Genomic DNA, 26,760 nt, shown 5'->3' on the forward strand with positions numbered 1-26,760 from the left:
CTGTCTTCGCTGATTCCAAAGTAAGACCATGATGAGCTATTTCTCTATCGCTTCAAAATCTACTATCTCCCACAAATCTGATTGATTCCTTTCCAAATCTACGTAAACCACAAATTTTCTCTTTTGGGAATATACTCTAAAGTTAAAATGGGCTACTTCAGAATTTAAATCTCCACCTATAAAGTAACTCACTTCAAATTGCTTATTAATGACAGGTATTATGGTTTGATTTTTTTCTATAAGTTCTATGACAGAAGCAAAGGCATCAGAATTTTTGAAATCATTACTGATACTATTTACGAAATATACAGTAACGAGTAAGACTATAAGGAAAAATGCTCCAATTATTGAAGAAATGAGTTTTTTCATTTTCTTAACTTGACAATCAACAGTAAACTTATAATTAGAAGGATTAAAACTCCCAAGATCAAACTAAAATTAAATATGGATGGCCATTTATTAATTTGAAATAAGATCTTCAACCCTAAAACCAAAAAGATTGAGAACACAAGTATTTTGACAACCATTTTCATATGAGCTTAGAATTTTTACTTGTACTACCACGAATTTAATGAAGTCGGCGTAGAGATTTTTGGTTAAATAAGCTGAAAAATATTCTTTGGAACATTTTAAGAATGCACTACATCAAATTCTTGCTTTGAAGTATCCTAGGACCACTCTGTTGAGAAAATAATAGATATAGAAAACCTTTATATTCTTCCTAAGTGAAAAATCCCTTTCCATCCTCCCGCACGCAACTTCATTTTCCAAAGGTAGATCCTGCGCGGGAGTGCAATCAGCCTAATACTCTCCACCCCGGGTTTCGTGCCTCACCCGGGGCTATGAATGGTTGGACCACTTCGCGGTCATTCTCAACCATATACTTTAGAGCTGCAATCAACATTCACCTTTGGAGCGGAATATTTCATAGAAGGTCTCAACCGAAGGTTTCTGCAATGTTTCATCTTTAAGGTGCGGTGGGTGGACATGGAAGCGGGCCGGCGGTGGCATGCGGGGAGAAGCATTTCCATGTCTTGGGTTTTTGGTTCTTTTGGGCCAAGCCAAAAGAACGAAGAATAGGCCTGTATTAGTTTGACCATTCCATCGTGATTTAAACTGGAATATTTTAGAGCTACAATCAGACTATACTTTTTGAAATCGCTGTGTTGAAAAATGATTCTTAGCCCAATAAAAATCATAATTCCATTAAATGAAGGCTATAAGCTTTTTATCCAAGTTTCAAATAATTTTTAGGAGACGATGACCATGTAAAATCTATTTGCGATTCAACTAAAAATCGATTGTAATTTTCTAAATCATCACCCTATTCCCGGTTTTCGCAGATTCCAAAATCGCCTCTACTATCCGGATATCCCGAAGACCTTCCTCTCCTGGGACAGCCATTGGTTTCCCACCAAGTATCGCCAAAGAATCTTGGTCCATTTGGTTGGCTTGCTGCCAAGGAACATCATATGGAAAATTAATCTCTCCGAGCGGACTAGATCCTTTATTTCCAGCATAAGAAGAAAACGGCTCCATCGCAATCTGCCCTTTTTCACAGTTGATATTCAAAAAGTTGGTTTGCTCTGCAAATGAGGTTTTAATAGTAGCAATTACATTTCCTGGAAACTCCAGCTCGGCGGTCACATTATCTGCCAAGCCTTTTTTATAAATTTCAGGTCGATCTGTCCAAGCTTTCGCAGTCCGTACCGCAATAGGCTCCATTCCAGTTCCTAATCGAGCTCCCTGAATCGAATATACTCCCATATCATAGATCACTCCCCCACCCATCTCTGCTTTTTGCTTCCAATGGTCGGTTCGATTATCTCGGTAGCCTGCAGCACAATCCAATCTCTGAACAGTTCCCAAACTTTTCTCTTTGATTATTTTTTGAAAAGCCTGTGTATTTGGTTCATGCTGGCAGCGATATCCGATTGAAAGGGAAACTCCTGCTTCCTTACAAGCATCGATCATCGTTTGACATTCTTTGACAGTCATAGCCATTGGCTTTTCACACCATACTTGCTTCCCTGTTTTTGCCGCTCTTACAACATATTCCATATGCATAGATGGAGGCAACACGATATAAATAACATCAATATCCGGATTATCCCTGATATCATCAAAGTTTTTGTAGTTGTAAACATTTCCCTCAGGAATTTGATATTTAGCCTTCCAAATCCCTTCTTTTGCCGGAGTTCCAGTCACAATTCCTGCCAAATAACAGTGTTTGGTTTGCTGTAAAGCCGGTGCTAACAAATCCGTGCTGTAATAACCCAAGCCGACCAACGCGACACCTAGTTTTTCTTTTTTAGGAAAATTACTTCCAATTAAAGTCAGTGGAGAAAACAAACTAGCCCCGGTAATCAGGGTTAGCGATTTGATCGTGTCACGTCTGGAGAGGGATTTCATAAGAATCGGGTTAGATAACATCGATTAAGATAGACATTTTGATATTGAATGCCAATTAGAGCAAAACCACTTTTCCACCGAAAAGGCGTAAATTAGATTTTACCTAACTCAAAATACCATGAAGAAAATTATTCTTTCCCTCTTGCTTCTCTTTGCAGGTTTAACTCTTACAGAAGCCCAGACCAAACCCTACTTATCGCTATCAGATGCACAACGAATCAATGCAGCAGCAACTGAAAAGGCAGTGGCAGAAGGCTGGAATGTAGTTATCGTGATTCTTGATGATGGCGGAAATCTAATTTCCCTCCAACGTATGGATGGTGTGCAAGTAGGCAGTATTGAAGTGGCTCAGGCCAAAGCAAAATCAGCTGTTTTCTTCAAGCGACCTACCAAAGTTTTTGAAGACGCCATGAAAGCCGAAGGTGGGGCAAGAATAGCAACACTTCCAAATGCGGTGGGAGTGGAAGGCGGTCTTCCGATTTTTAAAGATGGAATCATAGTCGGGAGTATCGGTGTTTCAGGAGTAACCTCAGCACAAGATGGAATCATTGCTGCTGCCGGAATAGCGGCGTATTAAATAATATCATTGTTAATGATATTACCTGTAGTTTTCTCGGAGTTTGATGATTAATGCTTTCAATAAACATTTTTTTTCTCGCAGGGTCGCAGCGGCGCTGCGAGCGGAAATGTTTCCTAACTTAATTTTCGGAGTCCTTCTTTATAATTAAGGATATGATATTTTAAAATTTGAAAGGGAAATTTCAAAATAACCTTCTATTGAAATTTGGAAGAATTAATTTCCTTTTTACGTCGAAATGAAGATTCGGAAAAAGGTTAAACCTATCCCATTCATCAAAAGCATTTAAGTTAAGGATGGTTTCTAAAGCCAGAATTCTTATATTTTTCAAGTTTTCTGACCCTATTTCCTTTCTTTACTTTGATGCTTTCCAGGCTCTTCAAAAACTTAAGTCGATACCTTCAAAATCCCCTTTTGCTTACTGCTTTTGGAATTATGGTTTCATTTCCTGCTTTTGGGGCTGAAAATTCAGGGACCGAAATTACATTCTGGCCTTTGGAAATCTTGGGAAGATTTCATCCCATTCTTACCCACTTCCCTATTGCCCTATTGATTTTTGCGGGATTCCTAGAACTTTTTACTCTTAAAGGATTCCAACACCCCATGCGCCAAGCCATTCGATTGATGGTCATTTTTGGGGCTTGTTCAGCGATTATTTCAGCTGGTTTGGGCTGGCTCTTGGCAGAAAATGAAGGCATAACTGGAAGTACGCTTGACCTACACAAAAAACTAGGAATCGCTACTTCAGTTTTAAGTGTTCTTCTACTTTATTTTCTTCAGAAAAGCGAATCCGAATCGAAATCACAGTTCATTCGAATCTATCGCTTTTTACTTTTTTTGGTTGGGTTCGGAGTAGGACTTACAGGTCATTTTGGAGGAGCCTTGGTTTATGGAGATGATTTTCTGACTGAGAAAATTCCTTGGAATGACGATTACGTCGCACCAGAATCATTGACGATCAACCTTGCCCAGTTCACTTCCGATCTCTCCTCAGATCAGGAAATGCTTCTGGTTACCAATGTCCGATCTGTATTGGCTCATAATTGCTACAAATGCCACTCAGGCTCCAAGATCGAAGGTGAACTCCGATTGGATGAAAAAGAATATGTCTTCGAAGGAGGAGAAAACGGGGCTGTCATCTTACCCGGAAACCCTTCCCAAAGCGAATTGATCCGGCGGGTTTCCCTTTCCAAAAATCACAAAGACGTAATGCCTTCCAAAGGCAATCTTCTCTCCAAGGAGGAAATTCAATTGCTTACGCTCTGGATAGAAAAAGGTGCCCCATGGCCAGAAGGAGTTCCGCAGCAATCTATTTATCGAAAAGCTGATTTGGCACCTCGGAAACCTATTCTCCCAGCTAGTAAACCAGGTCTTGAAAATCCAATTGATCGGTTGGTGGATCAGTATTTCCAAGCACATGAAATCAACTGGACTCAGCCAGTCGATGATCGGACTTTTTTAAAAAGGATCTATCTCGATGTGATAGGGATTTTGCCAAGTCCAGCAGAATTGGATAGCTTCAAAAAGGATCCGAATCCACAAAAAAGGCAAGTCATTTCCCAGCAACTTTTAGATCGAAATGAGGAATACACCCAGCACTGGCTCACTTTCTGGAATGATATTCTGCGAAACGACTATACCGGAACGGGTTACATTACCAATGGTCGCTTTGCAATCACTGATTGGCTTTATAGCTCAATAAGCACTAATAAACCCTATGATCAATTCGTCAAGGAACTCCTTAATCCAACTGAAAAGTCGAAAGGCTTTATAGAGGGTATTCGCTGGAGGGGAACAGTCAATGCCAGTCAGCGGACAGAAATGCAGGCTGCTCAAAATGTGGGGCAAGTCATCCTCGGATTAAATCTCAAATGTGCCTCATGCCATGATAGTTTCATCAGTGACTGGAAGTTGGAAGAAGCCTATGCTTTTGCCAATGTTTTTGCTGACTCGACTTTGGAAATCAGTCGATGTGAGATTCCAACCGGGAAATTTGCCAAAACCAAAATTCTCTGGGAAGAACTGGGAACAATTGATAGTGCGGCTTCCAAAGCAGAAAAGCTTCGCCAATTGGCAGATCAGCTGGTGCAGCCTGCCAACGGAAGAATGTACCGAACCTTTGTCAATCGAATTTGGAAGCAGCTTATGGGGAGGGGAATTGTGGAGCCGGTCGATGAGATGGATAATATGCCTTGGAGTCAGGATTTATTGGATTGGCTAGCTGTAGATTTTGTCGAAAACGGCTATGATATCAAGCGCCTGGTTTTTCAAATCACCTCCTCCAAAATATACCAAAGTGAATCCATCTTGATCCCTTCTCCGGAATTGCTTCTGGCCAGCGAATTTAAATTTCAGGGAGTAATCCAAAGACGGATGACGGCTGAGCAATTTTCCGATGCAGTAAGTCATTTAGCTTCGCCGCTTTTTGATTCAGCAGAAGTAAAATTCAGACCTAATGAATTGATTACTGAATTAGGCAATCAGCCTGAATATGCCAGAGCTTCTTTGGTGGCAAACAATCCTTTTCTCACTGCATTGGGAAGACCAAATCGGGAGATCGTATCCACAAGCAGGGATTCTCAGGCGAGTTTGCTTCAGGCTTTGGAGCTCACCAACGGCATAAAGTTGAATGATGCTTTAGCTAAAGGAGGCGCTCGATGGGCTAGAAATTATTCAGACCCCAAAGAGCTGACTTCAAAATTATTCGCTCAGGCTTTGCTCAGAGCCCCAACAAAGCAAGAATTAGAATTAGCAGATCGCCTCTTTGGTGGAAAGACAGATGTGGCAAAAACCCAAGATTTACTTTGGTCTGTTTTTTTATTACCGGAGTTCCAAATGATTTATTAAACTATGAATTCATCCAACAGTCGTAGAGATTTCCTAAAAAAAACCAGTGCAGCCACATTAGCCACATTGGGGATGGGCAGCCCATTGGCGGGATTATTAACTTCTTGTGAGAGCAAAATCCCCACTTCTGCTGATTCGGTGATTTTGCTATTTATGGCTGGCGGCATGGCTCATACGGAGACTTTTGATCCCAAAGATTATACCCCTTTCCGAAAAGGGATGGAGGCAAAGGAGGTTTTGAGCACCTTCCCAAGAATCCCGACTAAGCTGGATGATATCTTTTTCTCCGAAGGATTGGAAAATATCGCTTCAGTAATGGACAAAGGCACCCTGATCCGATCCTATCAAGCTGCTGACTTGGGACATATTCTACACACCCGACACCAATACCATTTCCATACCTGCTATGAACCTCCGCAATCAGTGGTCGTCCCACATCTAGGAAGTTGGATTGCAAAAGAAAAAGGAGCGCTAAATCCGGTCATTCCGCCTTTCATCAACATAGGCCAACGATTCACTGTGGGAGAAGGAGAAGAATTGAAAGCTTTCCACAGCGCAGGATTTTTGGGTTCGGAATATGGTCCATTTCTGATTCCTGACCCAACTGCTGGTTTGGATGCTGTTCGCCCGCCGGTAGGAATGGACACCAAGCGATTTGAAAGTCGCAACAAACTCTATGAAGAGTTGATGGCCGCCGGTCCCATGAGTGATTTTGGCTCGGATTATCAAAAAGAGTCCCTCAAGCGCTCCATGGAACAGGCGTATATCCTACTGAATTCACCTGAGGCAAAAGCCTTTGATCTCAGTCAGGAACCCAAGGAAAGCTACGATAAATACAATACAGGAAAGTTTGGTTTAGGATGCCTCTTGGCCAAACGATTGGTTGACCAAGGAGCTCGATACATCACCGTGACCACGGAATACGAACCATTCTTTGGATGGGATACCCATGATAATGGTCATACTCGGCTCAAAGACATGAAAAAAATGATTGATAGCCCTGTGGCACAATTGATCAAGGATCTGGATCAAAGCGGAAAACTCGATCGAACGATGGTGATTTTAGCAAGTGAATTCAGTCGGGACATGCTTACCGAAGGTAGACCTGACTTAAAAGTAAAAGATCAAGTAACTGTCCCGGATATCATCGAAGACCTGAAAAACTATGGAATGCATCGGCATTTTACGGATGGCTGTTCGATCCTGATGTTTGGTGGTGGTATCAAGCGTGGGCATGTATTTGGCAAAACTGCTGACGAGCGCCCTTGCAAAACCATTGAAAATCCTATCAAAATCGATGGAATCCATCAGACGATTTACCATGCTCTTGGTATCCCACAGGAACTCAATTATGAAATAGAGCAGCGCCCATTTTACACTACTCCTGACGGCAAAGGGAAAGCAGTACTAGATCTATTGGCTTAAGTGATTTTTCCCAAAGAAATTCAAATCCTTCATTTCAAATACCAAAATTTCTACAACATCTTCAGGATTTAAGTCTTAAAACAGGTTTTTTTCCGACCATCAAAAACAGAAAACCTTCTTTTCGTGTTTTGAGTAATTGTATTGAAATAAGAACCTATTTCGCACTTTCAAATTAACCCTAAAATCAAATTACATAAAAATGAAACTTATTACCACTCTTATTTTCGCTTTGGGAACGTTATTTTCCCTTTCTGAAAATCCCGCCCCAGTTAAAGTAAACATTGCTGAAAGTACAGTAACCTGGCATGCATCCAAAGTAACAGGTTCCCACTACGGAAAAGTCCCTATTTCTTCTGCAAATCTTGATTATGCTGATGGTAAAATCACAGGCGGAACTTTCGAGATGGATATGAAAAATCTAACTGTAGAAGATATCACCGACGCTGGCTCAAACCAAAAACTAACTGGTCACCTGAAGTCTGATGATTTCTTTTCCGTGGAGAAGTTTGGGAAATCTACTTTAAAGATCAAAAACGTAAAAAGTACAGGAGGAAATAACTACGAAATTACCGGTGATCTTACCATCAAAGGAATCACGAAACCAGTTACTTTTCCTGCAACAGTAATTGCAAGCAATGGCACCATAACTACCACTGCAGAGATCAAATTTGACCGAACACACTACGATATCAAATATCGTTCAGGTTCTTATTTCGAGGATTTGGCGGATAAGTTAATCTACGATGAAGTGAAACTAGATGTGAAGCTGGTAGCTACTCCTTGAGTTTAAAAAACAATCAAATAAGAAGGCTGAGAATTAATTTTCTCAGCCTTTTTTTGTTTTACTAAATCAAATTTAATTATTAGGTCTATTTTGCAGAATTCAATTGAAATATTAGGTATTATTAAAAATGAATTCAGGTTCTATACATGTTGTATTTGGAGATTCTGCCAGGCTAACTCTTCTTTCCAGTCAAGAAATGGCTCCTCATGTGGATTCAGTGATTAGTCTTAATGATGACCTCCGAGTGGGTCCCACCGTCAATTTATCCCAGTCAAATAGCATAATTGATAGACAATCTTGGTTGACTCAAAATAATCCCTGTCTGATTGAAAGAGAATATTTTTGTTCCAATGTAAGTATGGACATCCAAAAGATTCAGGACTTAAGAGCCGAACTGAAGAAGGACAAGAAAATATACATTTGGTGTGGCAGAAGGACGCTTGATCTATTGGGGACTGCTAGGTTGGTCTTTGAATTGGAAAATCATTTCGAAAGTCTTGTCATCACAGATATTCCAGAAATTAAAATAAGGTCGAAATTTGGTCATGACTACATCCCGGAATGTTTGGGTGTTATGAATCCAGAAGAAGTACATCTGATTGAAAAGTATTTCAGGAGTTTGAGTGAGCAAGATTGTAAGTCTTGGGTGAAATTATGGACTAGACTCATGAGCGAAAACAAAGCTTTAAGAATATCATCGACAGATAGCTTGATAGAATCTGTAGAAGAATCTTATTTTGATACTACGCTCCTATCAAATTGTACCAATCAATTTTTAAATGCTGCAAGAGTCATAGGCAAAACATTATTCGATATTCAATTTGAAGCTAGTGACTCGACTCTCAATTGGCGATTGGTGCATTTGGCAGAAAGCAAAAGATTGAATTTTACAGGCAGGCTTAACTGTATGAGAGAATACATGGTGAAAACACTAGACACCAAAACCTAATTCAAACAAAGTTTAGCGACACTGTTGATATGATAATTCCTAACGCAATGAACTAGCCATCTCTAGACTGACGCAGTCAAATAATTGCTATGGATTGCGGAGAATCCGTACCCAAAGAACTTAAAAGCCATCGCAAGCTAAAAGTCTACGCTAGGAGTCGATTAGACAAATAACAAAAGAGAATAAGTTTAGCTAATCAAAAAGTATATCCCATTCTAGGCGATAGCGGAATGCTTACCACAATTCGAAATAATTGAAGAAAATTCAATCCCAAGCAGAAGTAATGGTGACTCCTCAGTTCTTTTCTATCCAAAAAACATTGAGTTGGAAATAGTACTGCTCTGCAAAGGGATTCGAAATGAATATGTTCCAATCATAATTTCATAAAGCATTCAATTTCGTTTAGTCCTTTAATCCTAAAAAGATTCATTAATCATTCCCAACAAAATTGGCCCTTCCAAAAAATCTTCGATTCACGAAGTTATTTAGATTAGACCCAAACCGATAATTAAACCCAAATCTGGTGTCTACGGTATAGGATGAAGGTAGAGTCACCCTTCCGCTCAAAATATCCTGTTCGGTGAAATCTCCTGCTGCAAGGTAAATTTGATCCTTGACGTAGTTACCTTCTGCCCTCACAAAGAAAGAAAAATTCCCAGTAACACGGACTTCTGCACTAATATTCAAACCTGTGGACCAAGAGCTAAAATCATCTAGATAATTTCTCACACGGTATCCCACTTCCAGATTACCCCAGCGTTGATTTAATCCCAGACTGACTCTCAAACTATGGAGGACCCTAGTTTCTTTAAAAACACCGGAAATCGTTTCTTCGACATAGCTATTATTCCTGACTTCAATCCCATAGTTCGCTCTTAGAAATCTGGAATTCTGCACTGATTCTGGAAAAAAATTATACTCTATAGCTGGTCTAATGCTGGTCTGAAATTGATAATTTAAGCGGGTATTCTGACGACCTGCCATATCATATCCATATGACCATTGGGGTGAAATAGACTTTACGAGCTGGTGACTAAACCCAAACTCGGATACATCAAAACTATTCTCAATTTCATCAATGAACTGGTTACCGTTTTCATCAAGAATCGGATTGCCATTTCCATCAACTCTTGGTACTTTTTGAATCGTTCTTCTCAGCCTTTCGTCTATTCTCCCGGATAGGGATATTTTCCATTCATCCGTGATACGGTTAATATTGAATTCTCCACCAAGATTGATGTCCCTGCTCAATTCCTCTACTTCAATGTTCGCATCACCCCCCACATTAAAAACCCAATAATTCCAAGGATCAATGCTTTCCTTGACTTCATCATCAAAGATACCAGCCCCTGTCTTCATATTGATTTCGATATTTTCTCCAGCTAGTGTCTTCGCAACATACGGAGCTAAACCTAATTTGATAAACCTGGTAAGTCTTTCCCGCACTTCAAAGTCGGTATCCGTCTGTTTGGTATTTACATAGAGGGTGTCGCTTCTTCCCGCATGGATATTTTGTTGGCCTATAAATAGCAGTTGATATTGTCTTCCGCCTCCACCAGATCTATTATCGTTAATCAGCAGAAAGACATCAGCCGTTTGATTATCCAGGTAGAAGTCAACCGCAGTAATTTCAGTTCTGATAAAATCCATATCACAGCCTCCATCTCTCCGATCACAACCGTCAATAAAAACTCTGAGTTTATTGAGACGGTTGTTATTATCAACTAATGTTTGACTAACTGACGGGATAGTCAAGGAAAAGAAGATCAGAATCAATAAAAGTGGTATTCTATTCATTTAATTAGGTTTAATTCATGTTGATCGTTTCATATCGATCGTTTCATGGCGATCTAAATTGAATTCCAGTTTTTAACCCAAATACCAAATTTTCCTCATTAATTTTTGAAAATGAGAATTCATTTACCATGAAGGAATTCAGGAAGTTAAAATTGTATCCTTTGCTTCTCATTTTCTTAAATCGGGCATTAAAACTTCCCTTTTTATGAAATCATATGAATCTAAAGATTTGAAGCACATACAAAGTTTGGGGACGTATTTGTATTTGGAATGGCATAAATGTATCAACAAACTACTTTGCTAACAATGAATATAGGCATCAGCGGTTTCTTAGGGCATTCGAGCGGTAATGCATCTATTCAACCCCACAGACTGAACAAAAAAAACAATGCCTTGCTACTTTCTGGTTTTTTTTTGGAAGCGTAAAAGAAAGGGAATTAAACCCAGATTATGTACGGAGAGTCGATTGGATATATAACTAAAAGAGATTAAGTTTAGCTACTTGGGAAATATCCACCATTATAAGGGTTAGCGAAATGTTATACCTAATTAAAGAATTACTGCTAAACCCACTATAATCCTCAAAATAAGCGTTTTACTTGTAATATTGACTTTCTTAGCTTATCCTAATGTGGTTACTTTTTTTGCCATTGATTCTTGCCTAGACCAAGGCGGACGATGGGACTATAAAGACGGAAATTGTGATGAGAGCCATGAATCAAAAAAGGCAGTTAATCGAAAACCTTCAAGTGGCGCACTAACAGAAAAGCTCGATATTATCAATTATTCATGTGCCGTTCTTATACGACCTAATTCTCGAAAAATAGAAAAACTAAAAAATGAAAATACTGAAGACGACTATAATACAATTGTTGATGATAATGAATATTATATGGCGACTTCAGCCGAATACTTAGACTCGGTTAAGGTCAAGAGAATTGAAAGGGATTCGGAAGGTTCAATTTCTTTTAAAACTGCTAAAGGAGTCATCTTCAAAATTGATATGAACTCTTTGTATTGGGGAATATTATTGTTCTATGGCAAGGCAAAGCCTGTAAAAGCAGACATGACTTATATAAATCAAGACTACGAATCTTATATAAAAAAATAAACTGGGCATAATACAGGCTCTGTTCAAATTACGGAGTCTGTGGTTTATGTTATTCTAGTTCTTTCTTTTACATTTTGGGCTGGTTTGAAATTCAGTGCAATTAATTCCGCAACTGCAACAATCTTGACTGTCACCAATAACCATCCCCCTCTAAATATCCCACTTCACGGTAAACAAACCATACCTCGGCTGCACCAAATAGGCATAGGTGCTGATCAGGTTTTCGGAAAAGCTATCTCTTTGAATTGATCGCGTATCCAAGATATTCCAAACGGTCAATCGGAATTCCCAAGGACTGGATTTGCCTTGGTAGCTTAGAAAAGCATTTAAAAATTCAAATTCACTTTTTGTGCCTGCCTGCTGATTAAAGTAGGCATTGTAGGTGTAATCCGTATTCAACTTCAGACCTTTCCAGATATCAAGATCGATTTCAATACTCGGGCTATGGGTATTGAAGGTGTTTTTGATATTGGCGGACTGGTAGAAGTTCTGGTTCCATTCATACTTCAAGTCCACTTCCAGTTTTTTGAAAAAAGTCGTCGTAATGCGAAAGTCATAGGTATGGGAGAATTGACTGTTTTCATTCAATCGGTCATCAAGAAGCGTATTGGTAGAAAAGGTATTCCAATTCCCTCCGGCGCTTACCTTGAACTTTTCAAATCGCTTGTCGGCCTCCACTCTTCCCGTCAAGGTTTCATTGACTGGCTCAATATTCTGAATACTCACCAAGCGATTGATCCCTTGGAAATTGGTGGTATTCACCAAATCATCTCGCTTTCGGGTCCAATTCAAACCGCCGGAAAGGTTGAATGCTGAAAAGAAATCGAAGTGATTGTAATCCAGATTATGGCTGAAATACAAACCGTTTTCAAGTAGTCGATTCCCCTGAAAAATGGAATTGTAATCCTGAATAATCAATCCTTGCGCGAGCTTTTGAATATCCATAAAGTTCACCGAGCTACTGAATCGGTAGGTCAAGGAGCGATTAGTCGTGATCGCCCACTTGGAATACAGATTCGGCAGCAGCAAGAATTTAGATTGACTTTGCTCTTGGCCAAATTGAGTGTCTTGCCAAGTATATCTATGCGCATAAACCGATGGACTGATGATGAGCGATTTCCATTTTGTTTTGTAAGTCATCCCGAGATAGAGATCCTGAAATCCAAAGCGATTGTCATTTTTAAAGGCTTCCAAACCTTCCGCAGGCAGATCCGATTCCAATTCCACCTCGGAAGTCATCTCTTGATTGGTTCGCTGAAAACCCAAACTCCAATTCAGATGATTGGTCGGATTTAAAATTTGGTAGTAGTTGAAAGCTCCTTCGAAGACGCCTGTGTTGATTTCCTGATTTTGTAAAAATCGATACCTGTCTTGATCAAAAACCGGGATTAAACCTTGAAAAGGATTCTGATTACTAGTCAAATCATAGAGCGGATCGATAAATTTCTTTTCCCAGTTGACCTCCACAGAATATACTCGCTTATCAGAAGGCGCATGATACCACTCCCCTTTCTGTTGGATGCTGTAAGGAGTTCGTTCCTGAATCGTTCCGATTTGCCGGTTTTGCTGCGCAAAGTTGGAGTTGAGCAGACTATTGGTAGAGATATCCGCCACCTTTCCAAAGACGCTGTACTTGACATAAGTTTCTTCTTTCGGAGTGTAGGTAGCAGCATACTTCAACATTCCCGAAGCATTTTCCACTCGATTAGCTGAAGTAAGTAATTCCTGATTATCCGTTTCAGAACTCAGATAAGTTCGCTGGGAAGAGCTTCCGAGCTGATTTTTAGAAGTAGAACCAATGGCAAATCCGGCATGTCTCCATTTTGCGTTTGGAGAATAATTCAAGTTCAATGCCGCCAGATTAGTCACCAGATCCCGAGCATTGTTTCGCTGCGCCATGGGAATTCCCAGATCATCCCCACTGATGCTTACGGTAGAACCTGTTCGGCCACCTAAACCGGATAAACCTCCACTAAAGCGAAAGTAATCCTGAAGTGTAAAAGCCAATTCTCCCACATTATTGGCATCAGCGATCAGATTCAAATTTAATTTGGGGGCATAATAAAACGCATTGGCATGACCCAAGTAGCGTTCTTTCGGTCCTGCACCAGCTGAAAGGTCTCCAAATACCAGATTCTTTTTTCCCTCCTTCAATTGGATATTCAAGGCCAGCGTCTCATTGTTATCCAATCCTCGCGTGGGAGCAACTTCATTGAAATTTTTCAAGACTTGTACACGATCCACCGCATTTGCAGGAAGATTTTTGGTAGCCAGCTTGGTATCTCCATCGAAGAAGGCTTTCCCATCGACCATGACCTTATCCACCTTTTTCCCCTGAACTTTCACCTCTCCATTGTCATCCACTTCAAACCCTGGAAGCTTATCCAGGACATCCTCCAATTTCCGCTCGGTGCCTGTGGTAAAAGCATCCGTCTTATAAGTCAGAGTATCCCCTTTCATGGTGATTGGGAGCTCAGTCACTACTTCGACTTGATCCAGCATGGTTTCATCTTGGGACAAGATGATTTGCAGCTGCTCATCTGGAGACCAGTCCTTGATCACGCGTTCAAACTTTTTGAAACCCACGAAAGAAACACGAAGTAAATATTCGGAACCAGGAGACAGCGAAATCTTAAATCTTCCCGAGGCATCCGAAATCCCGAAGCCTCCTATTTTCTGGGTAGTCTGATTGATCGCAACTACGTTGGCATAGGGAATTGGATGATCCAACGAGTCCAGAACCTGACCGATCAGCAATTTATTTTGGGCAAAAGTGGGGATAGAAATCAGCAAAAAAAGGCTGATTCCAAGTATTTTCTTTAAAAAAGGCATTTGAGTTGGTTTAGTTTTTAGGAATTAACAACTAGTGAAACGGAATGTCTGAATAATGCTAGAAGCTTATCTCCTCTGCTTGTCCAGATGGATGACCGGTGACGGATGACCGATGCGAGCCAAATTCAGGGTTTAACCTTATTTTCTAAATAATTAATCTGTTCGAAGGCATCGCGGTGTGGATATATAAAAGTGTATATGCCGCCAGGGATTAAATGCATCTCAAGCTTGGTTACTTCGCATTTCATCCCTCGCCAGACAACCGACATCGTTCATCCAACTTCCGACACCTGACATCGGTCTTCCATCTCCTGTCTACCGTCTTCCTGCATCCGACATCTGACACCCGACATCCGACATCTCCTAATTACTTATCCGAATTTCCATTCGATTTCCTTCGCCCGGCTTGCCATTATAGCGCTTCATCATATCCTTCATTTTCTCATCTGCCAAAGCTCGATAAGCCTCACTGTTGATTTTCTCACCTTTTTTAGGAACTTCTATTGCGACCGGATCAGATGGATTTAGTACGATTCGATCCGCGATATAAGTCATGCCCTCATTCTGCAACTCCAAAATCAAACCCGGCAATCCCCAAAAATCAGCCGGACCATGACTTACCGGAATCTGTGGTGCAAACCAAGCGGTGACATTGATGGTATCCTTACTGATTTCCATTTCTTCCATTCCCATCGAAAAGCGCTTGCTGTCCACAATTTTTGAATACTTCGCTTCCTGCACTTCATACTCCCCGATTTTCTTGGTATTTCCGGTCAATTCCCAATCGTAAACCGGAAGACTATCGTAAACCAAAAATTGCTTTCCCATCAAATCTTCCTCTTCCAGAAAAGATTGCTCGCCGATATTTTTATAAAGAAGTCGATTTTCATTCCCAGTTTGAATCACAATCTGAGCTCCACCAGCTGAAGCTGTCGCAGGGCCTGCGCCTAAGCTTTCTATTTGTTTCCAGTTGGATTCAGCTTGAGTAAAAGAAAGCGTATACTCGCGTTCCATTTGTTTCTTCAATTGCTTTTGAAGGTCGGCGATGACTTCCGGAGCCATGGTGGTGCTATCCATGGAGAATTTGAAAGCCGCGGAAGTTTTATAATTTACTCTTCCTGTTAGGCCTTGGGCTGTTGCGGTAGAATGCATACCCAAGAAGGAAATTGCGATTGCGAAAAAGAATAAGATTTTTTTCATAATTTTTTATTTGATACAAACCAAGTCAAAAGAAATCAAAGCCTAAGTTAAGCACTGTTAACGAGTGTTAACCTTCGGAAATGAAACCAAATGAAGCAAGTAATTTAGCAATGTGAAACAGCTACAATTCAAACGAATAGGATTTTTAATCGGTGTGACCTTGCTGATTAGCATCGGAGTGCAGTCTTGGAGAATGTACTCCCAGTTCGAAATCATACAAAGCCAACTCATCAGTGATATTCAGGAAAGTCTGGACAACGCTGTGGAAAGCTATTATGCGGATCTGGCGAAAACTAATGTCATTACACTGACAGATAATCTTGAAATCCAACAAGCAGAAGGTTTGCCTTTTTCGGTAGATTCCCTCCCGCCTGGGTTTGACCCAGAAAAATTCTTCAAATCCGACACGGTATTATTTAATGAACTTTCTAAACCTTTTATCGAGCGGGTAGGGAAAAGCAAAATGATCTTTCGTGCTATCGAGGGTGCAGAAAATGGCAGTCCAGATTCCATTTTTTGGTCTGAAGTAAGAAATGATAGCCTGAAAACATTCACATTTATCGACTCGGCGAAAGGGACAGGGGTTGATCAGATTAATAACCTAAATGTATTTTGGGGACAAAAAGCAGCGGACAGTTTGACTCAAATCAAGTATCTGACCAACCGAATCATCATCTCGATCACTCGAGATTCTATTGAAGTGGACAAAATCAAAGAAAACCTAAAGTCCGAACTTGACCGCAGAAGAATCGAAATTGACTATCAAGTTGTGCATTTGGATGAAAAATCAAAACCTGATTCTTCGACTGTATTTCGAACTGAAGAAATGCCTTTTCAGGTGGTTTCAAGGTCCACTTTTCTCCCTAGGGATCAAAAACTGGAAATGTATTTTGAAAACACAGCCTTGACTATTTTGAAAAGGGGTTTGGTAGAAATTCTGACCTCAATTCTTTTCTTGGCTGTGATTGCCTTTGCATTTTATTACCTCTATCAGACGATCAAAAACCAAAAGGAACTCGCTGATATCAAAGCGGATTTAATTGGAAATATCACCCATGAGTTCAAAACTCCAATTGCCACCACGCTTTCTGCCATAGAAGGAATTGAACTTTTTAACCCCGGTAATGACCCCGAAAAGACGAAGCGCTACCTAGGGATTTCCAAAATGCAGCTACTCAAACTGAATCAGATGGTGGAGAAACTTTTGGAGACAGCCACTTTGGATTCAGAGCAACTGGGATTGAAGCCTGAGGATGTTGAACCGGTTCCGATTTTGCGCAGCTTGGTTCAAAAATACCAAACCATCAATCCGGAAAAGACCATCGAACTCATTCTGCCGAGTAGTATTAAAATGCTCCATGTGGATCCATTTCACTTTGAAAATGTCATTTCCAATCTCTTGGATAATGCGGAGAAATATGGGGGTAATGAAATTCAGGTTTCTTTGGAACAAAATGGAATCAACAAAATCCGGGTTTGGGATAGTGGAGGAAACATTTCCCCTACCGATCAAGATCGCGTATTTGAACAGTTTTATCGAGTCCCCAAAGGTAATCTGCACGATGTGAAAGGTTTTGGAATCGGGCTCTACTACGTGAAGAAGATTATCGAAAAACACGGTGGAAAAATCACCTTGGAATCAAGAAAAAACAGCACTTCATTTATCACGATCTGGCCATGAGCAAAATCAAGGTTCTACTAGCGGAAGATGAAATCGCTTTGGGAATGATCATCCAGGAAAGTCTGGACAGCCGTGATTTCAAAGTCAATCTATGCACTGACGGACAAAAAGCCTGGGAAGAATACCAGCGCGCCAAACCCGATGTATTGGTTCTGGATGTGATGATGCCGAAGAAGGATGGTTTTTCGCTTGCAGAGCAAATCCGAAAAACAGACCCCTACACTCCGATTATTTTTCTGACTTCCAAAAGCCAAACCGAGGATGTAGTGAAAGGCTTTGGGCTTGGAGCCAATGATTATGTACGCAAACCTTTCAGCATGGAGGAACTGATTGTCCGGATTAAAGCCCAATTGGATCGGCTGCGCGTTCGTCAAAATCAATCAGATTGGTTTGCTATCGGCACGTATTCATTTCATCCAACCAAGCAAATTCTAAAATTCGGGAAGGAAGAAACTCTACTTACCGCCCGGGAGGCTGCGCTGCTTCAGATCTTGGTAGAGCATGCGAATGAGGTGGCAGATCGAAGTTTGATCTTAACTCAGATTTGGGGTTCGGATGATTTTTTCAACGCCCGAAGTATGGATGTCTTTATCACCAAGCTTCGAAAAAAGCTTCAGGAAGACCCACAAATCCAATTGCTAAATATTCGAGGCTTTGGGTATAAGTTGGTGTGTTGACAGGACGTCATTGCAGGGGATCAACCTTAAGATTCAATCATTTTACAGTCATCCGATCCCGAAGCAATCTTTTAACTGATTACAAGAGCTGCTAAGCAATAGCTTTAATCCCTAGTAACCTGTTGATTTATTGTTTTCTACACTTTCCGAATTGAAAATCCTATGATAGGAATTCGAGATTTGTAATCTCGAATAGCGTATTTCAAGAAAAAAGTTTTTATTGTACTACATATTACAGTAATTTGCAGTACAATAAATTCAAATGAAATTCTATAACAGAGAACAAGAACTTGCTGAGCTCCGAAATATACGGGAAAAATCGCTCGTAAATGCGCAGATGACCCTAATGGTAGGCAGAAGAAGAATCGGTAAAACTAGTCTTCTCAAAAAGGATACTGAAGAAAACCTATCTATCTATCTTTTTGTGGCTAGAAAAAGCGAAATACTCCTATGTGAAGAGTTTGTTGAAACTATAAAGGATAAACTCCAAGTGAGCCTTTTCGGGCAGATCACCAAAGTCAAAGACCTTTTTGCCTGGATAATGGAACTGTCAGAATCAAGAAGTTTCACGTTAATCTTTGATGAATTTCAGGAATTCAAAACTATTAATCCTTCGATTTTCAGTGAAATCCAGCATATCTGGGATTCTAAAAAAGCCAAAAGCAAAATAAATCTGATCTTTTGTGGCTCGATCTATTCGATGATGAATCAAATTTTTGAAAACTCCAAAGAGCCTCTTTTTGCCAGAGCAACCTCCAAAATCAATGTAAAACCATTTAATGTAGTCACACTAAAAGAGATCTTAGGAGATAACTCCCCAACATTTTCGTCCAGAGATTTACTCGATTTTTACACCTTTTCAGGCGGGGTGGCAAAGTACGTAGAAAGCTTTGTGCAGAACCAAGCCTTCACTTTTGAAGTTGTCTTAAAAAGCATTTTCAGCGAAAACTCATTTTTTCTGGAGGAAGGAAAAAATGTATTGATAGATGAATTTGGGAAAGATTATGCAACGTATTTCTCAATCCTCTCTTTAATCGCCTCATCCAAAACCTCCAGGCCGGAGATCGAATCTATCCTTGAAATGGGTATCGGAGGCTATTTGGATCGATTGGAAAATGACTTTAGTATCATCAAAAAAATCAAACCTATTTTCGCCAAAATCGGTAGCCGTCAAATAAAATATGAAATCACTGACAACTTTTTAAGCTTTTGGTTTCGATTTATCTATAAAAATAGAAGTGCTATCGAAATAGGAAATTATCACTATGTGGAAGACTTGGTGAGAAGAGATTACTCCACATTTTCTGGAAAAATGCTCGAAAGGTACTTTATCGAAAAGCTGAAACTGAGCAAGCAATTTTCTGAAATTGGGACATTTTGGGATAAGAAAAACCAAAATGAAATTGATATAGTCGCCATTAATGAAATGGAAAAACGAGTCCTTTTCGCAGAAGTGAAATTAAACAAAGCCAAAATCAATCTGACCGAACTCAGAGAAAAATCGCAAGTTCTAGACCGCTATCTGACAGGATACTCCAAAGAATTCCTTGCCCTTTCTTTGGAGGATATGTGAAAAAATAAGGTATCAAACTTGTCAATACAGTGTCCGCCGAAATGGAAAAGCGGATGAAAATACACTAAACTGTATAAATATTCCGGTTAGTGAGGACACTAACCGGGGCATAGCTCGAAATAGAGTGTCCTTGATTTTTCATTCTCAAACTCTGAAAAAGCTCAACTACGACAAGGCGATTAACCCAGAATAGTCGCGGCTTCACGTACAAGTTGCTTTATCTGCACATAAAAACTTTTCAAAAAAAGCAGGAATAATTGAGTCCTTCAGGAAATTGACAATTCCTTTCTCATCGATTTTGAAGGATCTTGCAGGTTCTTATTCAAAACCCTATCTTTTTGGTAATGAAAAATAAAACTCATTTCTGGTTTTTAGGGACTTTGGGAGTCCTTATATTTTTATTAGGTCCTCAAGGATTTTCGCAATCAATTCAAGGTGATTGGTTGGTGGATAATCAACAGCGCACTGCCAAAGTCTTTTTTGACTCAGATTCCCAAATCCGATTAGACAATGGGTTAATCAGACGTACTTTTTATGTAGGAGAAAATCTCATTTGCTACGATTTCAAAAATCAAATGACGGAGGAGCAGCTGCTTCGAAGTCCAATGCCCGAGGCTGAAATCACTATAAACGGCAAGCAGTATGCTGTGGGAGGAAATATTGATTTGAAAGAAAAAGCTTTTTTTAAACTCGAGTGGCTAAATCAAATGACATCTCCTTCAAATCACTTTAGTTTTGAACGCTATACTGAAGAAAAGATAAGCTCTCCCCTTGATTTCAAAATGGTTTTTTGGCCCTATGAAGCAAGCTATGGAACCGGTACAAAGCTCACTTTTTGGTTTACTCATTCAGACTTGCCAGGTCTTTCGGTAGCGGTGCACTACGAACTCTTCGATAATCTTCCCTTGGTTTCTAAATACCTCTCGATAGAGAACCAATCAGATTCCGATTATTTCATCAATCAAATCGTCTCCGAACAACTCGCACTGGTGGAGGAAGAATCTGCCGTGGTTGGAAGCACCGCCAAAATGAAGAAGAATCATCAAATTTATTTTGAGAATAACTTCGCCTTCAACAATGCCATGCATGCCGAGCTCAGCGATCAAGCCACGCATTGGCTCCCTGATTCAAGCTATACCTCCCAGGTGAATTATGACTTGCTCACTCCTGCAATCGCTAAAATTTTCCCAGACAAAGGGTATGGAATCAAGCTCGCAACGGGTGAAAACCTCGAATCTATCCGATCCAATCAGCTGATTCTGGATAGCTATGATCGGGAAAGAAATGGATTGACTCGGAGGAAAATGTATCGGGCTTTGGCTCCTTGGACTTTGCAAAATCCAATTTTCATGCATCTGGTCAGTAAAAATGACGAGGAAGTTTACACGGCTATCGATCAATGTGTGGATACCGGTTATGAAGCTCTGATCTTAAGTTTTGGGAGTCATATCAATATGGAAGATGAAACGGCAGGAAATCTACAGCGCTGGAAAAGGATCGCTGACTATGCCCATGAAAAAGGAATAAAAATTGGTGGATACTCACTTTTCAGTTCGAGAACAATCAGTCCCGAAGATGATGTGATTGACCCCAAAACCGGAAAACCTGGAGGCGCTTTCTTTGGAAATGCCCCCTGTCTGGCAAGCAATTGGGGGCTGAACTATCTGGATAAAATCAAAAACTTCTACCAAACCACTGGTTTTGATTTGTTTGAGAATGATGGTCCATACCCCGGAGATGTCTGTGCCTCCACTTCATACCCGGGCCATTCCGGTTTGGAAGATTCACAATGGGTTCAATTGAATCTGCAAAAAGAACTTTACCACTGGATGAATGAACGGGGAATTTATATCAATGCCCCCGATTGGTATTTTTTAGATGGCTCCCATAAGATCGCTATGGGCTATCGTGAGGTGAATTTCTCACTCTCAAGAGCTCAACAAAAAATTCTCAACCGTCAAAATATCTATGACGCGACTTGGGAAAAGACACCTTCCATGGGTTGGGGATTTGTTCCTCTGACAGCCTATCATGGCGGAGGTGAAGATGCAGTTTTGGAACCCCTAAATGAACATCTGGACGACTATAAGATGCTGATGATGCAATATTATGGAGCGGGGATTCAGGCCTGCTACCGTGGACCAAGACTATACGATACCGAGCAAACAAAGAATACAGTAATTGAAGTCATTGACTGGTATAAGGAATACAGAAATATTCTAAATGCAGATATTATTCGCTTGCGGAGAGCCGATGGTCGTGATTGGGATGGCTGGATGCATGTGAATCCAATGGGAGAAGAAAAAGCCTTGATCATGCTGTTCAACCCTTTGGATGTACCCATCAAACGAAGCATCGAAATCCCACTTTATTATACAGGATTAAGCAATCAGGCGCAGGTATCGGACCAATATGGCCCCTCGGAGATTTATGAAATGGGAAATGGTAATTCTATTACACTCGAAGTAGAAATCCCTGCAAATTACCTGACCTGGCTTACTGTGAAATAGCACATAGGGACATCAAATCTTCTGGGCTTTTTTTGAGAAATTCTGTATCAATTCGAAAGTGCTTCCTCGCTTCGCTTTAGATTTTTAATAAAAAGCGCGAGATCCCGGTGATTCTCCTCTTCTCCCAATTGAACTGCCATTTGAAAGGCTTCCAAGGATTCCTGAACCCGCCCCACCGCAAACAAACCATCACCGTAGCTGTCGTATGCATTCGCAGAATTGGGATGATTTTTCAAATTATCTTCAAAAAGCACCAAAGCATGCATGTAAAGATCAGATCGCATTAGGCTGTATCCAATCATATTCAGATCTCGTTCAGAAAGTAAAAAAGAGGGGATATAGGTTCTTAAATCTGATATAAATCTTTTAAAATCGGAAGGATCCAATGTTCGGGAAGCACTCCAGATTCTTCGAAGCGGATCGGCTAGCGTAACCTGTTGCACTAGCAAACTTACTGCTGTGGATGCTTGAAGCGGAAGATACCTTGCTGAATTGGAGGAAATTAAAAGCGTTGAATTGGGCTGACGGGAAGTTAACTCCTCAAAGTAATTGATTCGATTTTCGATCAGTTTCTCATTTAGCACTTTACCATCGGAGGATATTGGATTATAAAAGGTCCTAATATCTTTTTTCCTTCCCAGCATCACAACCAGCGGAATTTGAAGCGCTGGATCGAGCTCCCAAGTCAGCTGCTCATTAGCTAACATCCCCAAAGCAAATTCCACTTCTTCTTTCTGCCCTGAGCTAGCGTTGGTAAGCATTTTCGATTGTAATGCCTTATAATCTAAAAGCAGTGCATCTCCATCTTTGCCTTCTTCATTCAATTGATCGGCGAGACTTTCCAAGTTTTCGGAAGGAGATACAGGATCCAAATAAATTAGACCTACCACCTCTTCAGGATAGGCTAATGCAAAAGCCCGTGAAAAAACTGCGCCCAAATCATTTCCTACAAAAATATAGGGAGGTTCTAAATGCATGGTAGCTAAAAGTTCACGTAATTCCTCCACACGGCCGGTTTCTGTAATTGGATTATCTGCTTGATCAGACTTGCCTAGACCTAATCGATCATAAGACAAAACAGGGGCAAACTCCGCTACCTGATGGAATACTTTATCAAACTTCTCTAAATTATCGGCAGTACCAGATTCAAGGATTACTAATGGTTGAAGAAATTTACGATGCTCCAAACCCGATGCTTTAACCCAAACTTGCTTATTATTAACTAAGATATATTCACCGGAAGTTTGAGCCGAAACGAAGGAGCTGCTCGCAACTAAGAGCAATGCGATTAGAAAGAGTTTAGATTTCATAAAGAGCGAGTTTGAATTGAACTAAAAGCTAATGATTCAATTTAACTCTAACAACTAGCTTTCAATGATTTAACAAAATTTTAAATTCTGACCTTTTGCCTTAAAGGCTGGGTTTAAAATTCTGCTAGGTCGAAAAATTAAAAGAGACCTGATTTTTTTTTTCAAAAAAACCACATTTAGAGCATTTAACCTGATACTTATGATACCCATAAAAATTACTCATTAAAAAAATCATCCTCAAAAAAACCAGTCCCGTTAGGTTCATAAAAGCTTTTCTTAAGTGGTGTTAGGATTAGTTTCTCTTATAAGTCAGGGGAAAAGCAGGTAATTCCAATTTGAATTACCTGCACCTCTGCACCACCTCAATACTTCAAACTCCTCAAATAAGCGATACTTTTTGGAAGGTTTTCCAGCTCCTTATCGCTTTCGTCTTCGATAAACATATGCTTGATTCCGATCTTATTGGACTCCCGCAAGATCCCCGGAATATCCAGCTCCCCAGTTCCTAGTGGTACATCATTTTCTGGTCCAGTCAAACCGGTCATATCTTTTGGAGCTCCTTTCCGAAAGTCTTTCAAATGAAGGGAAACCCAGCGGTCTCCATATTTTTTCAACAAAGCAACCGGATCTCCACCTCCAAAATGCGTCCACATTACATCCATTTGAAGTTTGACGTATTCCGGATTGGTGTTTTCTACCAAATAATCGAAAAGGGTCCCATTGCCGTAAGGCTGAAATTCATAACCATGAACATGGTACTTGAAAGTGATTCCATTCGCTTTAAGGACTTTGCCCCCTTCATTGAAAACCTTGATTGCCCGATCTGCATCTGCTTTGGTAAACTGCCCTCTTTTATGCGGAATCCAAGCACACATGACATAGCTCGCACCAAGCGCTTTAACCCGATCTGCAACAGCTTGAGCGTCTTTTTCCAAGTCTTCAAAACCAGTTCCAGTGGCTGGAATAGTAATCCCTCGATCATTTAGCATTTGCTTAAACTCAGCTGGAGTGGATCCTTTTGGCACGCCACCTTCATATTCGGTAAAGCCTAGCTCTTGGATGATATCGAGCGTTTCTGGAATACCATTTTTCCATTGATCCCGAAAGGTGTAGGCTGCAATTCCCAACGGAGCTTGCATAAGCGGATCCCCCTTTTTCTGAGCGAAAGTTACTTGTGGAGTAATGATCCAAGCAAAGGCGAGAATCAGGAGGGTAAGTGTAGTTTTCATAGGTTTTTAGGTTGCTTTTGTCAACAGACCACGGTCCATAGTCCATAGCTGTTTTATTCTAATTGTTCTCCTTTGTGCTCCATTCCCGGTTTCATGAATGAAGTTCTCAATGACCAGCTGTGGTCCGTGGACGGTCGACTGTTGACTATAAATTCAACTTCTTCAACTCCTCGATCGCATAATTCGCTGCTCTTGCGGTAATCGCCATAAAGGTTAGAGTTGGATTTTGAGTAGAAGTACTCGTCATGCAAGCTCCATCTGTCACAAATACATTCTTGCAGTGATGGAGTTGGTTCCATTCATTGAGGAGTGAAGTTTTCGGGTCTTTGCCCATTCTTACTCCACCCATTTCGTGGATATCCGAACCTGGAAGTGCACCTGAATCTTCCACTTTGATATTGGTAAAGCCAGCTTTTTCATACATCATGGTTTGCTGCTCGATGAAGTCTGCCACCATCTTATCATCATTTTCTTTCCATTCTACCGAAAGAATGATTTTTGGAATCCCGTATTTATCTACTTGGTCTGTGCTAAGTCGAACGTGATTATCTTCTACAGGCATTGTCTCTCCTTGCATCCAAGCTGACATTCCCCAAACATTATTCAGTTTTTGATTAAGCAAATTATCCCGGAGTTGGTCTCCAATCATACTCGTATCCGAACTCATCCCGCGTCCACCTGACATTCCGATAGAATAACCCCGAAGGAAATCTGTTTCCTGTTTGAATACATTTCTGAATCGAGGGACATAGGCATGACCAGCATGACGTCCCTCCTGTTTTTTATCCAGAAATCCTTCGAAAGTCGCGTAGCCTTTACCTCGATAATTATGGGAAGCAAGGAATTTGCCCATCAAGCCTGAGTCATTTCCTATTCCATTAGGGAATCTGGAAGATTTAGAATTAAGCAAAATTGCATTGGAAGCAATAGTCGACGCATTTACAAAAACGATTTTAGCATAAAAGTCCATTTCATCTCCCGTCTCCCGATCAATGATTTTGACCCCAGTAGCCTTTTCTTTGGCATCATCATAAATCACCGAGTGAACAATCGAGTTTGGTCTGATGGTGAGATTTCCAGTCTTCTCTGCCCAAGGTAGAGTAGATGCATTGGAGCTAAAATATCCCCCATAAACACAACCACGATTACACATGGCCTGATTCTGACATTTATTTCTTCCTTGTTGCTTATGGATTTCTTGCGGATCAGTGAGGTGAGCACATCGTCCTTGAATCAAATACCGCCCCTCAAAATTGACCTTCAACTTTTCCTTATAATAATTCTCTATACAGCTGAGCTCAAATCCCGGCATTACTTCAGAATCCGGAAGTTCGGCCAAGCCGTCTTTGGTTCCAGCTATTCCTGCGAATCGCTCCACGTGGGCATACCAAGGATTCAAATCTTTTGCCCGAATAGGCCAGTCCACCGCAAAGCCATCTCTCGCAGGTCCATTAAAATCGAAGTCAGACCACCTTTGAGTTTGTCTAGCCCAAAGTAAAGACTTACCTCCTACATGATAGCTTCTCCACCAGCGAAAGGGCTTTTCAAAAATCACTGGCTGCTCATCCTCAGACATGGCCCACTGTACGGTCTCTTCACGTTTCCAGGACCAATCTGCCAATCCTGCTCGCTTTTCAAGTGGGATATTTCCTCGAAACTCAAACTCCCAAGGAGCTTTGGAAGCAGTTGGGTAATCTTCGATATGACGAACCATTCTTCCTCTATCGAGAACGAGGGTTTTCAATCCTGCATCGCAAAGTTCTTTTGCTGCCCAGCCGCCTGATGCTCCTGAGCCAATCACGATAGCATCGTAAGTTCTTTTTTCCTTTGAATCTTGAAGCATTTA

The 26,760-nt window shown here is 40.6% G+C and carries 19 protein-coding genes; 10 read left to right on the forward strand and 9 right to left on the reverse strand.

Annotation, left to right across the window (positions count from 1 at the left end; translation table 11 throughout):
- Positions 1 to 36: 36 nt before the first annotated feature.
- The 3 genes from BVC88_RS09070 to BVC88_RS09080 all read right to left on the reverse strand — a co-directional run bounded on the left by BVC88_RS09070 (position 37) and on the right by BVC88_RS09080 (position 2,412).
- The gene (locus tag BVC88_RS09070) at positions 37 to 369 is read right to left on the reverse strand and encodes a cytochrome c oxidase assembly factor Coa1 family protein (protein ID WP_075350365.1); all 333 of its coding nucleotides are present in this window, start codon (positions 367 to 369) and stop codon (positions 37 to 39) included.
- Between the two features lie 503 nt (positions 370 to 872).
- Complete coding sequence (locus BVC88_RS21310; protein ID WP_175574398.1) at positions 873 to 1,100, reverse strand: hypothetical protein; 228 nt, start codon at positions 1,098 to 1,100, stop codon at positions 873 to 875.
- Between the two features lie 211 nt (positions 1,101 to 1,311).
- Complete coding sequence (locus BVC88_RS09080) at positions 1,312 to 2,412, reverse strand: Gfo/Idh/MocA family protein (protein ID WP_075350367.1); 1,101 nt, start codon at positions 2,410 to 2,412, stop codon at positions 1,312 to 1,314.
- A gap of 118 nt (positions 2,413 to 2,530) precedes the next feature.
- Here BVC88_RS09080 and BVC88_RS09085 point away from each other — a divergent pair, with 118 nt between their 5' ends.
- The 5 genes from BVC88_RS09085 to BVC88_RS09105 all read left to right on the forward strand — a co-directional run bounded on the left by BVC88_RS09085 (position 2,531) and on the right by BVC88_RS09105 (position 8,994).
- Entirely contained in the window at positions 2,531 to 2,989 is a 459-nt protein-coding gene (locus tag BVC88_RS09085; protein WP_075350368.1) for a GlcG/HbpS family heme-binding protein, read from the forward strand.
- A gap of 414 nt (positions 2,990 to 3,403) precedes the next feature.
- Positions 3,404 to 5,836, forward strand: coding sequence for a DUF1549 domain-containing protein (locus BVC88_RS09090; protein WP_317044970.1), 2,433 nt, complete (start codon positions 3,404 to 3,406; stop codon positions 5,834 to 5,836).
- 3 nt (positions 5,837 to 5,839) lie between these two features.
- Positions 5,840 to 7,261, forward strand: coding sequence for a DUF1501 domain-containing protein (locus tag BVC88_RS09095; protein WP_075350369.1), 1,422 nt, complete (start codon positions 5,840 to 5,842; stop codon positions 7,259 to 7,261).
- 199 nt (positions 7,262 to 7,460) lie between these two features.
- Positions 7,461 to 8,045 carry a YceI family protein gene (locus tag BVC88_RS09100; RefSeq protein ID WP_075350370.1) on the forward strand — a complete coding sequence of 195 codons (585 nt, stop codon included), beginning with the start codon at positions 7,461 to 7,463 and terminating at the stop codon, positions 8,043 to 8,045.
- 127 nt (positions 8,046 to 8,172) lie between these two features.
- Complete coding sequence (locus BVC88_RS09105; protein WP_075350371.1) at positions 8,173 to 8,994, forward strand: DUF3658 domain-containing protein; 822 nt, start codon at positions 8,173 to 8,175, stop codon at positions 8,992 to 8,994.
- Positions 8,995 to 9,423: 429 nt separating this feature from the next.
- On the opposite strand, the gene BVC88_RS09110 is transcribed toward BVC88_RS09105, so the two are convergent.
- The gene (locus BVC88_RS09110) at positions 9,424 to 10,791 is read right to left on the reverse strand and encodes a hypothetical protein (RefSeq protein WP_217694753.1); all 1,368 of its coding nucleotides are present in this window, start codon (positions 10,789 to 10,791) and stop codon (positions 9,424 to 9,426) included.
- Between the two features lie 607 nt (positions 10,792 to 11,398).
- Between BVC88_RS09110 and BVC88_RS09115 the strand changes: the two genes are divergently transcribed.
- Positions 11,399 to 11,902: a hypothetical protein gene (locus tag BVC88_RS09115; protein ID WP_075350373.1), complete on the forward strand. Its 504-nt coding sequence runs from the start codon at positions 11,399 to 11,401 to the stop codon at positions 11,900 to 11,902.
- Positions 11,903 to 12,052: 150 nt separating this feature from the next.
- On the opposite strand, the gene BVC88_RS09120 is transcribed toward BVC88_RS09115, so the two are convergent.
- Together BVC88_RS09120 and BVC88_RS09125 are read right to left on the reverse strand one after the other, a co-directional pair.
- Positions 12,053 to 14,734: a carboxypeptidase-like regulatory domain-containing protein gene (locus BVC88_RS09120; protein WP_075350374.1), complete on the reverse strand. Its 2,682-nt coding sequence runs from the start codon at positions 14,732 to 14,734 to the stop codon at positions 12,053 to 12,055.
- Positions 14,735 to 15,097: 363 nt separating this feature from the next.
- Positions 15,098 to 15,934 (reverse strand): GLPGLI family protein, encoded by an 837-nt coding sequence (locus tag BVC88_RS09125; RefSeq protein WP_075350375.1) that lies wholly within the window; start codon positions 15,932 to 15,934, stop codon positions 15,098 to 15,100.
- A gap of 112 nt (positions 15,935 to 16,046) precedes the next feature.
- Here BVC88_RS09125 and BVC88_RS09130 point away from each other — a divergent pair, with 112 nt between their 5' ends.
- From BVC88_RS09130 to BVC88_RS09145, 4 genes are all read left to right on the forward strand, one after another.
- Positions 16,047 to 17,615: a sensor histidine kinase gene (locus BVC88_RS09130; RefSeq protein ID WP_083639060.1), complete on the forward strand. Its 1,569-nt coding sequence runs from the start codon at positions 16,047 to 16,049 to the stop codon at positions 17,613 to 17,615.
- A complete protein-coding gene (locus BVC88_RS09135) occupies positions 17,612 to 18,292 on the forward strand; it encodes a response regulator transcription factor (RefSeq protein WP_075350376.1) in 681 nt (226 codons plus the stop codon). Before BVC88_RS09130 ends, BVC88_RS09135 begins: the two co-directional genes overlap by 4 nt.
- Positions 18,293 to 18,554: 262 nt before the next feature.
- Positions 18,555 to 19,865, forward strand: a complete 1,311-nt coding sequence (locus BVC88_RS09140) for an ATP-binding protein (protein WP_075350377.1) — start codon at positions 18,555 to 18,557, stop codon at positions 19,863 to 19,865.
- Between the two features lie 344 nt (positions 19,866 to 20,209).
- Positions 20,210 to 22,375, forward strand: a complete 2,166-nt coding sequence (locus tag BVC88_RS09145; RefSeq protein ID WP_075350378.1) for an alpha-galactosidase — start codon at positions 20,210 to 20,212, stop codon at positions 22,373 to 22,375.
- 47 nt (positions 22,376 to 22,422) lie between these two features.
- Here the strand turns inward: BVC88_RS09145 and BVC88_RS09150 are convergent, their stop codons facing one another.
- From BVC88_RS09150 to BVC88_RS09160, 3 genes are all read right to left on the reverse strand, one after another.
- Positions 22,423 to 23,685 carry an alpha/beta fold hydrolase gene (locus tag BVC88_RS09150; protein ID WP_075350379.1) on the reverse strand — a complete coding sequence of 421 codons (1,263 nt, stop codon included), beginning with the start codon at positions 23,683 to 23,685 and terminating at the stop codon, positions 22,423 to 22,425.
- Between the two features lie 362 nt (positions 23,686 to 24,047).
- Positions 24,048 to 24,914: a sugar phosphate isomerase/epimerase family protein gene (locus BVC88_RS09155; RefSeq protein ID WP_075350380.1), complete on the reverse strand. Its 867-nt coding sequence runs from the start codon at positions 24,912 to 24,914 to the stop codon at positions 24,048 to 24,050.
- A 145-nt stretch (positions 24,915 to 25,059) separates the two neighbouring features.
- Positions 25,060 to 26,757: a GMC oxidoreductase gene (locus tag BVC88_RS09160; RefSeq protein WP_075350381.1), complete on the reverse strand. Its 1,698-nt coding sequence runs from the start codon at positions 26,755 to 26,757 to the stop codon at positions 25,060 to 25,062.
- Between the last annotated feature and the right edge of the window lie 3 nt (positions 26,758 to 26,760).

This window comes from Algoriphagus marinus (assembly GCF_001936475.1).
Lineage (GTDB): Bacteria > Bacteroidota > Bacteroidia > Cytophagales > Cyclobacteriaceae > Algoriphagus > Algoriphagus marinus.